Origin of the sequence: Rhizobium sp. Root1334, assembly GCF_001426665.1 — a bacterium.
Taxonomy (GTDB): Bacteria; Pseudomonadota; Alphaproteobacteria; order Rhizobiales; family Rhizobiaceae; genus Pararhizobium.
The window spans coordinates 719,127-736,018 of the sequence record NZ_LMEY01000001.1 but is presented as its reverse complement, the minus strand read 5'-3'; the positions used below and the strand labels follow the sequence as shown (position 1 = coordinate 736,018).

Annotated in this window: 18 protein-coding genes; 16 read left to right on the top strand and 2 right to left on the bottom strand. The window is 58.9% G+C overall.

The window, feature by feature from the left end; genetic code table 11:
• Positions 1–20: 20 nt before the first annotated feature.
• The 12 genes from flgK (at position 21) to ASD36_RS03480 (ending at position 9,193) form a co-directional block, all read left to right on the top strand.
• Entirely contained in the window at positions 21–1,463 is a 1,443-nt protein-coding gene (flgK, locus tag ASD36_RS03535) for a flagellar hook-associated protein FlgK (protein WP_060504646.1), read from the top strand.
• Between the two features lie 4 nt (positions 1,464–1,467).
• A complete protein-coding gene (locus ASD36_RS03530) occupies positions 1,468–2,541 on the top strand; it encodes a flagellar hook-associated family protein (RefSeq protein WP_060504647.1) in 1,074 nt (357 codons plus the stop codon).
• 37 nt (positions 2,542–2,578) lie between these two features.
• The gene (gene flaF, locus ASD36_RS03525) at positions 2,579–2,926 is read left to right on the top strand and encodes a flagellar biosynthesis regulator FlaF (protein WP_060504648.1); all 348 of its coding nucleotides are present in this window, start codon (positions 2,579–2,581) and stop codon (positions 2,924–2,926) included.
• Complete coding sequence (gene flbT / locus ASD36_RS03520; RefSeq protein ID WP_060504649.1) at positions 2,923–3,372, top strand: flagellar biosynthesis repressor FlbT; 450 nt, start codon at positions 2,923–2,925, stop codon at positions 3,370–3,372. Before flaF ends, flbT begins: the two co-directional genes overlap by 4 nt.
• Positions 3,363–3,776, top strand: a complete 414-nt coding sequence (gene flgD / locus ASD36_RS03515) for a flagellar hook assembly protein FlgD (RefSeq protein ID WP_060504650.1) — start codon at positions 3,363–3,365, stop codon at positions 3,774–3,776. Before flbT ends, flgD begins: the two co-directional genes overlap by 10 nt.
• Before the next feature lie 6 nt (positions 3,777–3,782).
• Positions 3,783–4,049, top strand: a complete 267-nt coding sequence (fliQ, locus tag ASD36_RS03510) for a flagellar biosynthesis protein FliQ (protein WP_060504651.1) — start codon at positions 3,783–3,785, stop codon at positions 4,047–4,049.
• Between the two features lie 163 nt (positions 4,050–4,212).
• Positions 4,213–6,300: a flagellar biosynthesis protein FlhA gene (gene flhA / locus ASD36_RS03505; RefSeq protein ID WP_060504873.1), complete on the top strand. Its 2,088-nt coding sequence runs from the start codon at positions 4,213–4,215 to the stop codon at positions 6,298–6,300.
• Positions 6,297–7,049, top strand: a complete 753-nt coding sequence (gene fliR, locus ASD36_RS03500) for a flagellar biosynthetic protein FliR (RefSeq protein WP_060504652.1) — start codon at positions 6,297–6,299, stop codon at positions 7,047–7,049. Before flhA ends, fliR begins: the two co-directional genes overlap by 4 nt.
• Before the next feature lie 4 nt (positions 7,050–7,053).
• Positions 7,054–7,467 carry a hypothetical protein gene (locus tag ASD36_RS03495; RefSeq protein ID WP_060504653.1) on the top strand — a complete coding sequence of 138 codons (414 nt, stop codon included), beginning with the start codon at positions 7,054–7,056 and terminating at the stop codon, positions 7,465–7,467.
• Positions 7,468–7,587: 120 nt separating this feature from the next.
• Positions 7,588–8,151, top strand: a complete 564-nt coding sequence (locus ASD36_RS03490; protein ID WP_060504654.1) for a rod-binding protein — start codon at positions 7,588–7,590, stop codon at positions 8,149–8,151.
• A 104-nt stretch (positions 8,152–8,255) separates the two neighbouring features.
• On the top strand, positions 8,256–8,624 hold the full coding sequence (locus ASD36_RS03485) for a hypothetical protein (protein ID WP_060504655.1): 369 nt from the start codon (positions 8,256–8,258) through the stop codon (positions 8,622–8,624).
• Positions 8,624–9,193 carry a hypothetical protein gene (locus ASD36_RS03480; RefSeq protein WP_060504656.1) on the top strand — a complete coding sequence of 190 codons (570 nt, stop codon included), beginning with the start codon at positions 8,624–8,626 and terminating at the stop codon, positions 9,191–9,193. The genes ASD36_RS03485 and ASD36_RS03480 overlap by 1 nt, the downstream gene beginning before the upstream one ends.
• A gap of 18 nt (positions 9,194–9,211) precedes the next feature.
• Here ASD36_RS03480 and ASD36_RS03475 read toward each other — a convergent pair whose 3' ends face one another.
• Positions 9,212–10,201: a glycosyltransferase gene (locus tag ASD36_RS03475; protein WP_060504657.1), complete on the bottom strand. Its 990-nt coding sequence runs from the start codon at positions 10,199–10,201 to the stop codon at positions 9,212–9,214.
• 160 nt (positions 10,202–10,361) lie between these two features.
• Between ASD36_RS03475 and ASD36_RS03470 the strand changes: the two genes are divergently transcribed.
• Genes ASD36_RS03470 through ASD36_RS03460 form a run of 3 tightly spaced genes read left to right on the top strand, consistent with a single transcriptional unit; the run spans position 10,362 to position 13,341 of the window.
• A complete protein-coding gene (locus ASD36_RS03470) occupies positions 10,362–11,639 on the top strand; it encodes a glycosyltransferase family 4 protein (protein WP_060504658.1) in 1,278 nt (425 codons plus the stop codon).
• Positions 11,636–12,451, top strand: a complete 816-nt coding sequence (locus ASD36_RS03465; protein WP_060504659.1) for a WecB/TagA/CpsF family glycosyltransferase — start codon at positions 11,636–11,638, stop codon at positions 12,449–12,451. The genes ASD36_RS03470 and ASD36_RS03465 overlap by 4 nt, the downstream gene beginning before the upstream one ends.
• An 11-nt stretch (positions 12,452–12,462) precedes the next feature.
• Positions 12,463–13,341: a DUF6492 family protein gene (locus ASD36_RS03460; RefSeq protein ID WP_060508747.1), complete on the top strand. Its 879-nt coding sequence runs from the start codon at positions 12,463–12,465 to the stop codon at positions 13,339–13,341.
• A 5-nt stretch (positions 13,342–13,346) separates the two neighbouring features.
• Here ASD36_RS03460 and ASD36_RS03455 read toward each other — a convergent pair whose 3' ends face one another.
• Entirely contained in the window at positions 13,347–14,612 is a 1,266-nt protein-coding gene (locus ASD36_RS03455) for a lipopolysaccharide biosynthesis protein (RefSeq protein WP_060504661.1), read from the bottom strand.
• A 299-nt stretch (positions 14,613–14,911) separates the two neighbouring features.
• On the opposite strand from ASD36_RS03455, the gene ASD36_RS03450 reads away from it, so the two are divergent.
• Complete coding sequence (locus tag ASD36_RS03450; RefSeq protein ID WP_162246372.1) at positions 14,912–16,882, top strand: GumC family protein; 1,971 nt, start codon at positions 14,912–14,914, stop codon at positions 16,880–16,882.
• The last annotated feature ends 10 nt before the right edge of the window (positions 16,883–16,892 follow it).

Sequence of the window (16,892 nt, the reverse complement as noted above, 5' to 3'; positions counted from 1 at the left end):
GAAAAGGTACGGTCTGCGTCATGTCGCTGTCATCAGCCATCAACACCGCACAGACGATATTCAACAACACGGCCGCCCAAACGGCGCTCGTTTCGAAGAATATCCAGAATGTCAGCAATGCGGATTATTCGCGCCGCATGGCAATGCTGGGCACGAGTGGCAACGGCGCGCAGATCGTATCCATTCAGCGTGCCCAGAACGACGCGCTGATGAAACAGCATTCCATCAGCATTTCGCAAGCTTCCGCCCAGGATGCGCTTCTGACGGGTCTGGAAGCGGTGAAGGCGGCGCTCGGCGGCAACGGTTATGAAACCTCGCCGTCGAACTACCTCAAATCCTTCCGTGACAGCCTGCAAACCTTTGCGGCGACACCCGGTAATACGTCCATTGCGGCGACGACGGTGTCGAGCGCAGCGGATCTTGCCAAGTCGCTGAACAAGACGTCTTCCGCCGTCCAGGACGTACGCTATGATGCGGACAAGGAAATCGACGCGTCTGTCAAAAAGTTGAACGGGCTGCTGGCCGAATTCGAAAAAGCCAACAGTGCGGTGCAGGGCGCGGCGGCCAGTGGTTCGGATGCAAGCGATGCGCTCGACCAGCGCGACAAGCTGCTTCGCCAGATTTCCGAGGTCGTTGGTATTTCGACGGTCACGCGCGCCAACAACGATACGGTCATCTTTACGTCCGATGGTACGGTCCTGTTTGAAAACACCGCGCGCACTGTGACGTTTCAGCCGACCCCCGGTTTCGGCGCAACCACAGTCGGCAACGCGATTTACGTCGATGGCGTGGCGCTGAAGGCCGGCAAGGGGGCCGATACGTCTGGCGAAGGCAAGCTCGCCAGCCTGCTTCAGCTGCGCGACGAGACAGCGCCGAAATTTCAGTCGCAGCTCGACGAGATCGCACGCGGTCTGGTCACATTGTTTCAGGAAAACACGACGCCTGCCACGACAGCACTGCCCGGTCTTTTCACCTGGGCAGGCGGCACTGTGCCGGCAGCTGGCACGGCAGTCCCCGGTATGGCGGCGTCGCTCACAATCAATCCGCTGGCTACAAGCAACCCGACATATGTCCGTGACGGTGGCTTCAACGGTCCTACCTACAAGTCAAATACCACCGGAAACTCCGGCTATACAGCGCTTCTCGACGGGTTCGTGACATCGCTTAGCGCCGACATGCAGTTCGATCCGGCCACGGGGCTCGACGGTTCAAGCAGCATCCTGGATTTTTCGGCTTCCTCGATCGGCTGGCTGGAAGAATTGAGGAGCGGTGCCTCAACTGCCAACGACAACAAGATGGCCATGCTGTCGCGCACGCAAGATGCGTTGAGCAACGTCACAGGCGTTAGCCTTGACGAGGAACTGTCGCAATTGCTGGACCTTGAGCAGTCTTACAAAGCATCGGCGAAATTGGTCAGTACGGTGGACGCCATGATGACGTCCCTTCTGCAAGCTGTAGGATAAAATCATGAAAACGTCTTTCGTTTCCAATCTGGCTGTTCAAAACGCCATGCGCCTGACCATCCAAAGAGGTCAGGTGGAAATGATGAAGCTGAACGACGAGGTGTCGACCGGCGTTCATGCCGATTACGGTCTGGCACTTGGGGCCTCCACCTCGAAATCCGTCAACATCTCATCGCAGCTTGACCGGTTGGCGACGTTGAAGAGCACCAATTCCATCGTCACGCAAAGACTTGCCGGTTCTCAGGAAGCCTTGAAGACGATGCAGGATGCGGCCCAGAAGTCGCTGTCGTCGCTGATGGCCTTCCGAGACAACAGCACTGCCGATCTTCTGAAAATCGCGCAGGACCAGAACGCTGCGGCGATGACGACGTTCACGTCGGCTGCCAACACATCCTTGAATGGGGAATACCTGTTCTCGGGCATCAACACCGATGTCCAGCCTTTCACGGAATACACACCCACCTCCGCTGCCAAGGCTTCCTACGATGCGGCATTGTCGACCTTTATCGCGGCACAGCCGGTTCAGGTTCCGCCGCTGAACTCAGTGAACCAGTTCACCAAGGCGCAGATGACCGACTTCATCGACAACTCGCTGGCGCCGATGTACGCGGATCCGTCGGTTGCCGGATCGAAGTGGACGGATTGGTCGGACGCTTCCAGCCAGAACATGACGAGCCGCATCAGCGCCAATGAAGTCATTCAAAGTTCCGCAAACCTCAATGCCGAGGGTGCACGGAAGTTCGCCCTGGCCAGCCTCATCTCGACTGAACTTCTCAGCGTCGGCTTGAGCGACGACGTTCGTGGCGCGGTCACCGGCAAGGCTATCGAGTTCATGGGTGAAGCTGTCACCGGTTTGATCAGCATGCAAAGCAATCTTGGTCTGTCGCAGGAGCGCGTCAAGAAAGCCAACACCTCGATCGAGGCGCAAACCAAGATCATCAAGGCCAATCAGCTTGATCTTGAGGGCATCGATACCTTCGCAGCATCGACCATGCTCAAGACTTTGCAGAGCCAGCTTGAGACCTCCTACACGCTGACCGCGCGGCTTCAGCAGTTGAGTTTGATTAATTTCCTCTGATGCGGTGAGGACCAGGACAAACATGAAGGATGTCTGAATGTATCAGTTTTCATATGCCGAGATCATGGAGGATGGCGTTGCCGACTCCAAGGATCGGGAACGGCAAGTGCTCGACCGATCGATCACGCTGCTCGCGGCCGCAAAGCGACAGCAGGGCTACTCAAGAGAGGCCATCGAGGCGATCTACTATACCAGGCGGGTCTGGATTCGGTTCATCGAGGATCTTCGTGCTTCGGACAATCAGCTGAACGACGAACTGCGCGCCAACCTTATTTCCATTGCCATCTGGATTCTCGGTGAGACAGAGAAGATCCGCAAGCGCGAATCCTCGAACTTCCAGGGCATTATCGATATCACAACCATCATCAGGGATGGACTCAAATGAAAAGCACACTGCGTATTTCGCTGAAGTCTGGCGAACGGATTTTTGTCAACGGGGCCGTGCTGCGTGTCGACCGCAAGGTTGCCGTCGAATTCCTGAACGACGTGACGTTCCTGCTTGAAAACCATGTCCTGCAGCCGGAAGATGCGACGACCCCGCTGAAGCAGCTCTATTTCATCGCACAGATGATCCTGATCAATCCGGAAGGCGCCGAGCAGTCGACGAACATGTTCCGCAAGTCGGTCGTCATGCTTTTGAATTGCTTCAAGAACGAAGAGATCGTTTCCGAGCTGAAGAAAATCGACGGAATGGTGACGCAAGGCCGCGCCTTCGATGCTTTGAAGGCGATCCGTGGTCTCTACGCCCTGGAAGACCGGATCCTGAACAACCAGGAAATCACCCCTGCAACGATCGAGCAGATTCGCAAGGAGATCGCACCATGGCGGTAAGTGGCGTCAATTCGGCGAACAGTTATGTGCCGACCGCGTCGGGAACGGAATCCGGAAACGATTCCGCCAAGGCCAGCCTGAACTATGACAGCTTCCTCAAGCTGCTCGTGGCCCAGATGAAGAACCAGGATCCCACCCAGCCGATGGATTCGACCCAGCAGATCGCCCAGCTGGCGACCTTCTCGCAGGTTGAACAGACGATCAAGACGAACACCAATCTGGAAAGCCTGCTGCAGCGCACGTCGCTCAGTGAGGCCAATGCCGTGATCGGCAAGACAGTGACCAGCGCCGATGGCAAGACAACTGGTGTCGTCAAGGAAGTAAAGCTATACTCGGATGGAATCATCGCGGTGCTCGATACCGGCAAGGAACTTGTCGTAGGCCCGGGTGTTACCATAAAGTGATAGCCAATGAATGAGGCGGATGCCCTCGATATCGTGCAAGCGGCGATCTGGACAGTGGTCGTCGCTTCCGGGCCCGCCGTTCTCGCCGCCATGATTGTCGGCGTCGTCATCGCTTTCATTCAGGCGCTGACCCAGGTTCAGGAAATGACCCTGACCTTCGTTCCTAAAATCCTTGCTGTGCTTGTCACCATCGCGCTTTCCGCCTCTTTTGTCGGTGCGCAGATTTCGATTTTCACCGACGTGGTGTTTTCCCGCATTCAAACCGGGTTCTGACCTTCCGGCGAAATTGAAACGGATGATGCTGAGAAAAGCGTGTCATCCCCTTCCTTTCGACATCGATGCCACCTTCGCGCAAGTTTGGTGCGTTAGGCCTGCTGCTTAGTATGGGCAGCAGGTATGAATGCTGTCCGCCTCTCATGAAGAGACGGAATTTCCGATGGCACAACCTCCTGCTCTGATCATTCCGAAAGTCGCGCCCAAAGGCCGCGACGTCGGCTTCGCGCTCGGCATCGTAGCGATCCTGTCGATCCTCTTCCTGCCGATACCGCCATTTCTGATCGACGTCGGGCTGGCTTTCTCCATCGCATTCTCCGTGCTCATCCTGATGGTATCGCTCTGGATTCAGAAGCCGCTGGATTTCTCGTCCTTTCCGGTCATCCTGCTGATCTCCACCATGACTCGGCTGGCGCTCAACATTGCGACAACGCGCGTCATCCTTTCGCATGGTCATCAAGGACATGATGCGGCCGGCGGTGTCATCGCCGGTTTTGCCGAACTGGTCATGGGTGGCGATTTTGTCATCGGTCTGATCGTCTTCCTGATCCTCATCACGGTGAACTTCATCGTCATCACCAAGGGCGCCACCCGTATCGCCGAAGTCGGCGCGCGGTTTACCCTCGATGCCATTCCCGGCAAGCAGATGTCGATCGATGCCGATCTGTCCGCCGGCCTGATCGACGAGAAGGAAGCGCAACGCCGTCGGCGCGAACTGGAGGAGGAAAGCTCCTTCTACGGTTCAATGGATGGTGCGTCCAAGTTCGTGCGCGGCGATGCGATCGCCGGCCTTCTCATCACCGCCATCAACGTTTTTGGCGGCATCATCATCGGTTACGCGCGCCACGACATGTCGATCGGCGAAGCTGCCGACGTCTTCGTCAAGCTGTCCGTCGGCGACGGCCTGGTTTCCCAGATTCCGGCTTTGATCGTATCGCTCGCTGCCGGCTTGCTCGTATCGCGTGGCGGCACCTCCGGTTCCACCGATCAGGCCGTCATCAATCAGCTTGCCGGTTATCCGCGCGCGCTGATGGTCGCATCAGGCCTGATCCTGATGCTGGCGCTGATGCCGGGTCTCCCGTTCATTCCGTTCGCTGTTCTCGGCGGCGGTATGGCCTTCCTCAGCTGGGTCATTCCCCGTCAGCTGGCTGCGGCCAACAAGCTCAAGCATGATCAGGACCAGCAGACGGCGCAGCTGAAGACGGACAGCGAAAAGGACTCGGTCAAGTCGGTCTTGAAGACAGCCGAGATCGAATTGCTGCTCGGCAAGCAGGTCTCCACACGCCTGCTCGGCGCTCATCAGGAACTGGCTTTCCGTGTCGGCAAGATGCGCCGAAAGTTCGCAGGCCAATACGGGCTCATCGTCCCGGAGATCAAGGTTTCCGACGATATCAGCATCCCGGACAAGGCCTATCACGTCCGTATCCACGGCACGACGATCGCGTCGAACACGGTGCGCGTCGGCGAGGTCATCGTCGTTACCGGCGGCGGCCGCAAGCCCAGCGTTCCAGGCGACGATATTCGCGAACCCGCATTCGGCATGCCCGCCGTGTCGATCCTTGAAACCTTTACCGAGGATCTGAAGCGCGAAGGCTTCCACCCGATCGACAACGTGTCGGTGGTACTGACGCATCTCTCCGAAGTGATCCGTAACAACCTGCCGCAGCTTCTGTCCTACAAGGACGTCAAGATCCTGATCGAGCGGCTGGACCCGGAATACCGCAAGCTCGCTGACGAAATCTGCACCTCGCACATGTCCTATTCGGGCCTGCAGGCCGTGCTGAAGCTGCTTCTGGCCGAGCGCGTCTCGATCCGCAACCTGCATCTGATCCTCGAAGCGGTCGCCGAACTCGCGCCGCATGTCAGGAAAACCGAGCAGATCGTCGAGCATGTCCGGGTGCGTATGTCGCAGCAACTCTGCGGCGATCTCGCCGACAACGGCACACTGCGCGTTCTGCGTCTCGGCAGCAAATGGGACATGGTCTTCCATCAGGCGCTGAAGCGCGACGCCAAGGGCGATATCGTCGAATTCGACATCGATCCGCGCCATCTGGAGGAGTTCAGCGAGCAAGCGACCAAGGTTATCCGTGAACATCTTGACCGCGGCATGCCGTTCGTACTGGTAAGTTCGCCCGAATCCCGCTCTTATGTCCGCATGATCATCGAGCGTCTTTTTGCAACATTGCCGGTTCTCTCGCATGTCGAGCTCGCCAAGGGCCTCGAGATAAAGATCATCGGCTCGATTTCATGATCACCGATCCGGAAGGCACAGTGCTGGCGCTCTTCGCCGCATTCTGCCGGATCGGCGCCTGCATCATGGTCATGCCCGGATTTTCCACCGCCCGCGTTTCGGTGCAGATCCGGCTCTTCGTGGCCGTGGCAATCTCGATGGCGATCCTGCCGATCATGTGGAACGAGATCTATCCGCAGATTTCCGGCAAGGGTCATACCTATATCTACATCGTCGCGACCGAAACCGTTGTTGGCGGCGTGATAGGACTGATCGCACGCTATTATGTGCTTGGTCTGCAGTTTGCCGGCACGGTGATCACGATGATGATGGGGTTCAATGCTCCTCCGGCCAACGACGTGTTGGAAGACACGGCGGAAAACCAGCTGACCAACCTGATCAGCTTTGCCGGTCTCATGGTTCTGTTCATGCTGGATTTCCACCATGTCATCCTGTCGAGCCTTGTCGATTCCTACAAGGTGATGCCGCTCGGCGTCGGCTTTGATCCGCAGGGCGTGCTGATCACGCTGACCAATGCGCTGGAGACCACGTTTTATATCATGCTGCGGCTGGCGAGCCCTTTCATCATCTACGGCCTGCTGTTCAACGTCGCGATCGGCATGGTCAACAAGCTTGCGCCGCAGATGCCGCTCTACTTCATCTCGCTGCCCTATCTCATCATGGGCGGCATGTTCCTGCTCTATCTTGGTATCGCCGCGATGCTGAAACTGTTTGCCGATGGCTTCGGTTCGATGATGCAAGGGATCTAGCCAGATGAAGAGCCGATCCGAAAAACTCAAGCGCCTCGTGGCCGTCCAGCGGCACCTGGAACAGATGGCGGAAAACGATCTTGCCGAAACCGCAAGGAAGCGCCGCGATCTTGCCGATACAATCGACGTGGTCGTCGATGCCATGGGATCGGCAAGTCCGCTGCACGCGATGTTTTCCGGACACTACGCCTCGCAGCTCGGCCGCCTTGCGATGAAGGACCAGATGCTTCTGGATATCCAGCAAGGGCATGAGGCCAGGGTTCTGAAAGAACGGGCCAAGGGCGACCGGCTTGAGGAAAACATGAAGGACGCTCGCGTCCTGGAAGACCGGACCGAAGCCGACGACGCCATTTATGACCTCGTCGATCAGCACGTGATGAGCGGATCACCAGCTTCCGGTAAGGTTGGCCGGTCATAGTACCGGCAGGAATGGTGGCATATTACGGCCGATCCGTTCTTTAAGATATTGATTTTATGGAGTTACCGCTGGCCTTGACAGAGGCGCTTGCAGCAGGCTTCGTAACCGAGAGGATACCGCATGGCCATTTCTCCTCCAAGCGACCTGGTGCTGGATGTCGTGCGCGCCGCGGATCCAGCTCAAGTGCAGGAAGCGCAGGCGCGGCTGAAGGCCAATCGGGCGGCGTTCCAGGCGACCAGCCTCGCCGAGAACGGGAACGGGTTTGCCAACACGGTTGCGGTCCTCAACCAGGACAGCCCGACTAACAGTCTTGGCGACGTCACCAACCGCGCCGAGGCCAAGAAGATTCCGGAAAGCTACCGCAAGTTCGAAGCCATGGTGCTGCAGAACTTCGTCAAGTCGATGCTCCCCACCGAAAGCGAAGAGGTTTACGGCAAGGGTACGTCTGGCGACATGTGGAAGAGCATGATGGCCGAGCAGATCGGTAACGTCATGGCGCAGGGCGATGGTGTCGGCATAGCCGAGCGCATGGTCACGGACCGCATCGTCGGTGAAGGCCCCGACCGGGTCAATGCATCGCTCGATGGGAATAGCAGCAATGTCGCGCTGAGCATGGTTCAGGAATACGAGCGCAAGGCGGTCGCCAATTTCACGGGCACGCAGGACAATAACGATCAAGCCTGAGGCGGGGCCGGTCATCGGCCGGGCTGATTTTAAAGAAGTTTCGCGCACTCATCACGCCAAGGGTTTGGGCCCTGCGTGCCGAAAGCGCCAATGGGAGCCAAATGATGGAAGTTGCAGCATCGAGTGACGTACGTATCCAGAATGTACTGGGGCGGCTTGAAATGATCCTCGACAATGAGAATACCCGGATCGGCGTCGATCCGAGCTTCGATCTGAAGACGTCGAACGCCCGCAAGAGCCGGTGCCTCTATGAACTGACAATGCTGCATCGCGACGCTTCGCCGGACGAAATTTCGCCGGCATTCGTATCGCAGACCCGGCACATCAAGACCAAGCTGATGACCAATTCGCAGAAGGTCAACGCCCATATGGAAGCCTGCCGTTCGGTGGTCGACCTGCTGAAGGCGGCTGTTCAGGACGCCGACGCGGATGGCATCTACACCGAACAGCAGTTCCGCTACGGCGATTTCTGATGCTGAAGCTTGTTTTCACCGGTGTGTGGATTTGCGCCGTATCGCTCGGATCCGTCTATTTTTCGATCCAGCATGCGTCGGCACCGGTGGAATCGGATGCGGAGGCTGAGCGCCGCGCATTGCAGGAATACATACCGGGCGAGTTGATCACCGTACCGGTCATCACCGATGGCGCGGTGCAGGGCTACTTTCTGACAAAACTCTCGTTCTCGGTCGACAAGGCCAAGGCCAAGACCATGGAAGTGCCGTTCAAGCAATCGGTGACCAATGCGTTGTTCGACATTCTGGTCGGCCAGAAACTGATCAACGTCGCGGATACCAGCAATTTCGATCTCGCCAGCTTCAAGACGATCGTCAAGGACCAGCTCAACAAGCAGCTGCGTGAAGAGGTGATTTTCCAGGTTCTGGTCGAGCAGCTCGAATATCTGTCGAAAGCAGACGTTGCCCGCGTCGCCAATGCGGCGAACGAAAAACAGCGCAAGCCCGTGCCGATCGTCGACAAGAATGGTCAGGTGGCCAACGACGAGATGCCGGAAAGCGAAAAGCGCGCGGCTGCCGCAGGCCACTGAACGGACACGGCGTACGGCTCAGTTTTTCTCCGGGTTGCGATATTGCTCGTTGACGAAGCCGAACTCCATCATCAGCCGCCCGCACGCCACATAAAAATGGTAGAGGCCGGCCGAAGGCAGGCCGGATGATTTCCAGAGCGAAATGCCGCGAAACGGCGAGGCGGCCAAAAGGGCCAGGGATCTGGCGATCGTCCTCACCCGTCCGGCAAAGCCGGGGGTAGCGCGATGTTCGAGCAAGGCGGAAATTGCCCCGTTTCGCAGGCTTCGTGATCTGATCCAGGACAGTTCTGTCCGCCGCGCCGGAATGGTTTCGGCCACCCAGGCTTCCGCTGCCCAGCCAAAGCAAAAGCCTTTCTCCTTGCACCGGCGATAGAAATCGCTGTCTCCGCCACCGATGAAATTGAACAACGGGTCGAGGAACGGCCGCGGCATGGCATCGAGAACAGGGCGCGTAATCAGGACATTGCCTGAAGAGTATAGGATCGGGACGGGGCCGGTCGTGTCATAGTGGGGCATGAAGACCGGGTGCCGCTTGCGGTCATTGCGGGTCTTGTCCTCCAAATCTGGAAGCTGCGGTCCGCCAACAAGATCCGCACGCGTCTGCCGGTGTACTGAAACGAGACTGTCGAGCCAATCGGGTGCCGCCAGTTCATCATCGTCGATCACGGCGATAGCCTGCAGATTGGGGTAGACGTCAAGCGCCATCGACCAGCCGGCATTGTAGGCATGGCAGTTGCCGCGCTGATGCGCGATCACCACCAGCGCGTTGACCCGGTGGTCGGCGAAGAACATTTTTGCGGCATTCGCGCCTTCCAGCCCATCCGCGTCATTTTCCATGACCACGATCGCAAAAGGGCAGCCTGGAGCCTGCGAAATAACGGTTTTCAGGGTCTTGAGCAGATGCTCAGGACGCCGGAATGTCGGCAGTGTGACGACGAGTTCAATACTGTCACGGCTATCGACCGCCGTCCGGTAGAATTCGGTCACATCCTGGGCGGGCGGGGTCATGGCGGCTACCTGTTGAAGGCGAAGAACTGGCAAGCACTAAAGCAAATGTTCCTAAACAGATGCTGAATTTCCAAATTCGCTTTCGAATGAATGGTTTAAAGCTCGCTTCACGCCGTGTTGCTACAGTCCGGGCAGTTGTTCTCAAGTCTCACGTGGCAGCATGCATCTGGTCTTCGTTTCCTCGCTGGTGCCGGTGGAGAACCCTTCATCGGGGTTCGACATCGCAAACCGCGCCGTCTTCGACGGTCTTCGCGCGCTTGGCCACAAGGTGAGCGTCATCGGCTATCTGCAGCCGGGACAGGCCGCTGCTTCGCACGAAGATGTTCATCTGCTGGGCCAACTGGAAGTCACCAATGCAAAGGTCGGCGCTGCCGCCAAGCTGCGTTGGCTGGCAAAGGCATGCCTTCATCGCACTACGCTGTCTTCGGCGAAGATGCTCGAGGTTAGCCGCGCGCATGTCGAGGCCCTGTTGCAGCGCCTGCAGCCGTTCGACGGCATCGTCCTCAACTCCGTGCAATTGCCCGGCGCCTTTGCCGCCGCATTCCAGAAACACAAGACGATCTACATCGCGCATAATGTCGAAGCAGGCTCGGCGCGTGAAAACGCTGCCACCGCCTCCAGTCTTTTGCAGCGCTGGCTGTTCAGGCGCGAAGCGTACTATCTCGAACGGCTTGAGCGGACGCTGACACAGGCGGCTTCGGTGATCTGGACATTTGCGGAAGCCGATCGCCTTGGCTTTGGCCATGCCGTCTCCAGCCGCGCAACCGTCCTGCCGCTTGTCACTCGATGGGACCTTGCTCAAGGCGGCCCGGAAAAACTGCCGCAATACGATCTGGCGCTGATTGGAACCTGGAGTTGGCAGTCCAATAGGCTCGGCCTGGATTGGTTTCTGTCAAAGGTCGTGCCGCTGCTGTCGGCCGAGATGACGATCGGCATTGCTGGCCAGCTGCCGGATGCACCCGTGATTGCCCATCCCGGCGTGCGCCTGCTTGGCAGGGTGCCTGATGCCCGCGCCTTCGTCTGCTCCGGCGCCGTTCTGCCGCTGATCAGCCGTGGTGGCACCGGTGTGCAACTGAAGACCATCGAGACTTTCGAACTTGGCATGCCGAGCGTTGCCACGCGCGCATCCCTGCGCGGCATCGGCGCGTTACCCGGCAACTGCTCGGTCGCCGACGATCCTGCCGAATTCGCGAAACTGTTGATCGACAAGGTCGCGCAAGTGCGGGCGGGCAACCATCAGCGCCTATCGGGCGCGATTTTTCATCAGGCTCAGAAAACAAAGCTGCTTGAGACGCTGGATGAGGGGTTGTCGTGGTTCGGCAAAACGACTGCCGCATCTGACCCGGCTTTTACGAGAGATGAAGCGCGTCCGCGGGCAACCAAAGTTGTCAGCGCATCTTACAGTCTTGCAGTGCATGAGGGGGGCAAATCTCGATGAACGTTTTTCCGGGTACATCGATCGTTGCCTCGCAGCGCATGATCCTCGACATGCCGGTCTGCGATTTCGGTTGGGCGGACGCTTTCGCATTTGCCGACGAAGTCGCCTCGCTGCCGATCGGGCAGACAGTCATATCGTTCCTCAATGCCCACAATGCCAATTTGATGATGCATGATCCGGAATACCGGGCCGTGCTCGGTCGGCACATTGTCCTGCCGGATGGGCATGGCGTCGATCTTGCTTCCTGGCTGTTCCACGGAAAGACCTTTCCAGCCAACCTGAATGGTACCGACTTCGTCCCGGCACTGATGACCTACATGACGGCGCCGAAGCGCATTGCCATGGTCGGTGCGCGAGCGGACGTGCTGAAACGCGCCGCCGAAAATTTCCAGAAACACGCGCCATGGCACCAGTTCATTGCTGTTTCCGATGGCTTTTTCGACCCAGTGCAATCCGATGAGATCATGGCCAAGGTCCGCGCTGTGAAGCCGGATATCCTGTTGATTGCGATGGGCAGTCCGAAGCAGGAGAAATGGATCGACCGCCATGTCGGCCCCGGACACGCCCGATTGGTGATCAGCGTTGGTGCGCTCTTCGACTTCATGGCCGAGGAGGTGCCGCGCGCTTCACCCACCGTCCGGCGCCTGCGGCTGGAGTGGCTGCATCGGCTGGTGCATGAGCCGCGCCGTTTGTGGCGGCGTTACCTGCTCGGCAATCCGTTGTTCATATATTATATTCTCCGCCATAAGCTGAGCGGGCGAGAGCCGCCATCGCGAGTGGACGGGCATCGTGCCGGGTCACGATCGTTCTAACGGAAACCATCATGCGCACTGCTGTCGCTACAGCCTCCTACGCCAATGATTTCGAGCGCTGCCGGCTGCTGTGTGAAAGCATGGATATGCGGCTGAAGGGCGACTGGGTTCATTATCTGCTCGTGGCGCCCTTCGACGTGGCATTGTTCCGGCAGCTGGAAGGCTCACGGCGCCAGGTCATCAGCGAGAGCGATCTTTTGCCGTGGTGGCTGCGGGCCATTCCCGATCCGCTTTCAGCCGGTAGGCGCAAGCTCTGGATCAGCCCATACAGTTTGCCGCTGCGAGGCTGGCATGCCCAGCAACTGCGCCGTCTGGCACTGTCACGGCATATCGGCGAGGCAACGATGTTTGCCGTCGATTCCGACGTGGTGCTGTTGCGCGATTTCGATCCGGCCGACCTCTGGCAGGGCGGCCGCCTGACGCTCTATCGCCAGGATGGGGCTATCGGCGAGCGCATGCGCTCCAATCATCTCGAGTGGCTTGCTCATTCCGACCGGCTGCTGGGCATCGGTCCCTTCAGCCTGCCTGCCAACGATTACATCAATACGCTGATTGCGTGGCGTACCGACACCTGCCGGGCTCTGCTCGATCATGTCGAGGCCCTCCATGGCTGCAACTGGGTACGCGCCATCGTTCGTTCGCGCCAGTTTTCAGAATGCCTGATCTATGGCCGCTTTGTCGATGAGGTGCTGATGGGGGAGGGCCATGTCGCGTCTGCCGAAGGGCTTTGCCACGTGCTTTGGTTCGACGATAGCTATGCGCGCGATATCAGCGGGCTCAGGCATTTCATGCGGGATATGGGACCGCATCAGATCGGGATCGGCGTCCAATCCTTCGTCGGCCATGATCTCACCGACATCCGGAACGTTGTTCTCGAACGCGCCGCCTGATCCTGTCAGATGACCCGGCCGGTTTGGCTGCGCAGAGCGGAATAGGTGAGGGTAAAGGATGCGGCGTAAAGGGCCAGGTAGACAGCATTGATAAGCGGCGCCCAATAGGCAACATCCGTGCTGGTCTTGAAAACGGCGGCGAGCAGCGCGACCTTGATGATGCCTGCAATCACCAGATTGGCCATCCTGCGTACCGTTCGGCCGGTCGCGTAGAGCAATTCGGAGTGATATTCGACAAGATTGCGGAAGGATGGCACCAATAGCACCGCCATCATATAGGGCGCAGCCTCGGCGACGTTGTTTCCCAGGCCGCTCGGGAAGATCCAGAGATATCCCGCCATCGCTGCAATTGCCAGGAAGGATATGGCAGCTACCAGTGTCTCGATCGTCAGCCGGGTGCGCCAGGACGAGATCGTTGCGGGCGTGCGCATGATCTTCTGCACCAGGAGCGTATTGAACGAGCGCACCGGCAGCGCCGTCAGGTCGGCAAGCCGCATGATGATCGCATATATGCCGGAAACCTCCGGCCCGCCGATTGCAAGAACCGCGATCTTGTCGAATTCCGACTGGATATAGAACAGCACTTCGGCGCCAGCCACCGTGACCGAATCCGCCCAACGGCGAATATAGAGCGCCGGGCGAAAACGAAGCCGGACTTTCGGAAAAAACCACACCAGCGCGATCACGAGAGCAGCAAAGTTGGCGCCAAGATAGAAAAACGACCAGGTATCGAGCGATGCCGAGTGCGACAGCGAAAAGGCGAGCGCGGCAACGGTGCGGATGCCTGTACCGATCACCACCAGAAGGGCGGCGCGGCCGAAGCGCCCGAGACCGTTGAGAACGATAACAACGACCTCAAGCCCCCGCCAGCAAAGGATTTCGGCGGCCATCAAGGCACTGAAAACCACAAGCGCAACATCGCCTGCAAAAACGGCATAATAGACCGCAAGACAAAGGACAGCGATCAAGGGCAGCGACAGAAGCGCGCCGGCGGCGAAGCCGGCGCTATAGATGCCGACCAGCAAGGGCTTGACGGTTGCCACCCGGTAAAGCGGCGACATGAAACCAAAGGCAAGCACGCGGGAGATCATGATGCCTGCGGCCGATGCCGTGGCAAACAAGCCGAACTCGGCAATCGAAAGCCCGTTGGCAATGCAGATGAAATAGACCAGCGACAGCACAAGCCTGCCCGCAGACCCGCTCGTCATCGAGATATAGGCGTGAATGACGCTTTTATGGCGTGCGTAGAGGGTCTTTGCGAAATCGATCACGAGGATGGTCCGGATGTGCTGGCCCGTTCTAGCCGGGAAAGCTTAATGAGGGGTGTGGCCCTGCGGTTTCGTGGTCTCCCCGGAGATGAATTTGCAGTCTGTTAACGGTTTGTTTTCCATAAAAACTTAAGCTTCGTTCACAATTCGTCACTTTGCCCAATTGCGGGCGTTTGCAGGCATCGATGTTCGATCCGGAAGACAACAAAAGGACTGTGGTGCATCGCTCCCCGGCCGGCCCTGGATCGAGGGAGGCGGGGTCGTCTTTGCGTTCGCGCATGTCGGCGCGTGGCGGAGCGCCGGTGGCGCGGACCGCCAGCGAGTTGCTGGACCGTCTTGGCAGTCCTGCCGTGAAGCTGAAAATACCGGGCAATGATCAGCAGCCTGCCAAAGCATCAGTGGAAAAGCCGCCCGGGCGTTTCTCCGGCTGGTTCAAGGCAGGAAAAGCAACACTGGCCAGCCCAGTGCAAGCCGATGCTGTCCTCTCCCAGCCTGCCGTGAGCGCTGAAGTTTATTATGGAGAGCCGCAGGACCGGCCATTGATCGATATCGCCACCATCATGTCTTCCGTCTGGCAGCTGCGAAAGACCATCGTGGTGCTGACGGTGGCGGGTGCCGTCGGCGGTGTGTTGATCGCCATGTCGACCCCGAGTGTCTACGTTTCCCAAAGCAAGCTTTATGTCGATCCGCGCGAAGTCCGATTGACGGATTCCGATCTATCCAAGGAAAGCCTGGCAACTGAAGCGATCCTGGCGCTTGTCGACAGCCAGCTCGAAGTGTTGCGCTCGCGGACCGTTCTGGAAAAGGTTGCCATTGATCTGGGGCTGGACCGCGATGCCGAATTCGGCGGCGTATCGAGCGGCAAGGGCGGCATTTCCGACGGCATCGGCGTCATTCGCGACATCGTTTCCCCCGGCAAGGCGCAACCGGCGCCAGCGTCCGGCGTCAACCCGCGCACACTGGAAAAATTGAGCGACGCCGTTTCCGTATCGCGAGATCCGAAAACCTTCATCGTGACCATCGAGGTCAAGAGCCGGGATCCGGCCAAATCGGCACTGATCGCCAATCGCCTCGTGTCGACATTCCTCAGCGAGGAGCAGGCTGCCCAATCCGGTTTCTTCCAGCGGACGACGCAGGCGCTCGACAGCCGGTTGGCCGATCTGCGCACGGAACTGGACGCGGCTGAAAATGCGGTGGAGAAATACAAGGCCGACCACGACATTGTCGGTGCCGCCGGCGAGTTGATCTTCGACAAGCAGTTGCTGGCCCTCAATGATCAGGTCGGTGCCGTCCGCAATCGCATCGCCGATGCGCAGGCGAAGGTCGACCTGGCGGCCAGGATCAGCTTGAACGACGTCTTGAGCGGTGCATTTCCCGAAGAGGTGAGTTCCGTGACGCTTCAGGATCTGCGCAAGCAGTATTCCGAGGCGCGCGCCCAGCTGGGTGCGCTGGATGCGAGCCTTGGGCCGCGGCACCCGCAGCGCCTGGCTGCTGTCCAGTCGCTTGAGGTCGCACGCTCCGAAATTGGCAACGCGCTTCGCCGCATCGCCGCAACGGCGAAGACCGAACTCGACCGCGCGGTGCGGACGGAAAAGGATCTCGTCCAGCAACTGGCGGTGCAGAAGGCACAGCAGATGAACTCCTCCACCGGCTTCATCGAGCTGCGGGAGCTGGAGCGCAAGGCCACCGCAACCCGGACGATCTACGAATCCTTCCTCAAGCGGGCGAGTGAAACCGGCCAGGAGGAGAAACTGACCTCGAAGAATATCCGGGTGATCGCCTCGGCGCAGCCGCCGCTTCAGGCTACCGGGCCGTCCCGCAAGCTGATTGCGATCGGCGGCATGATGGCCGGCTTCATCGCCGGGGTCGGGCTGGGCATCGCGCTCGGCGCCTACCGCAGCCTCAAGGATCTGCTCCAGCGTTCGAGCCGGCCGGTTGCCGTGGCTCCACAGCGTGATCCTCCCGGAAGGGACGATCATCACCCGGATGGTCCGGGAACACGGCAGGAGATCGAGGATCCATTGCCCGCACCTGTGGCCTACCGGGCGCGGATGCCATCGGCGCATCACGTAGCCGCGTCCGCCGCAGCACTGTCAGCGTTTCCTCCGCGAAACGACGAGGCAGATGCGGCCAGTCTGCGGGACTATTTGCGTGAAATGCAGGATAGCACCACGGACAACGGCGATATCGCCGAAGTGCAGGAAAACCTGCGCGCGCTGCGATCGCGTGTCGAGCACTATGCGAAACAGCGGGCCGGCGGCCGGCGGTATTAGCGCTCTGTAT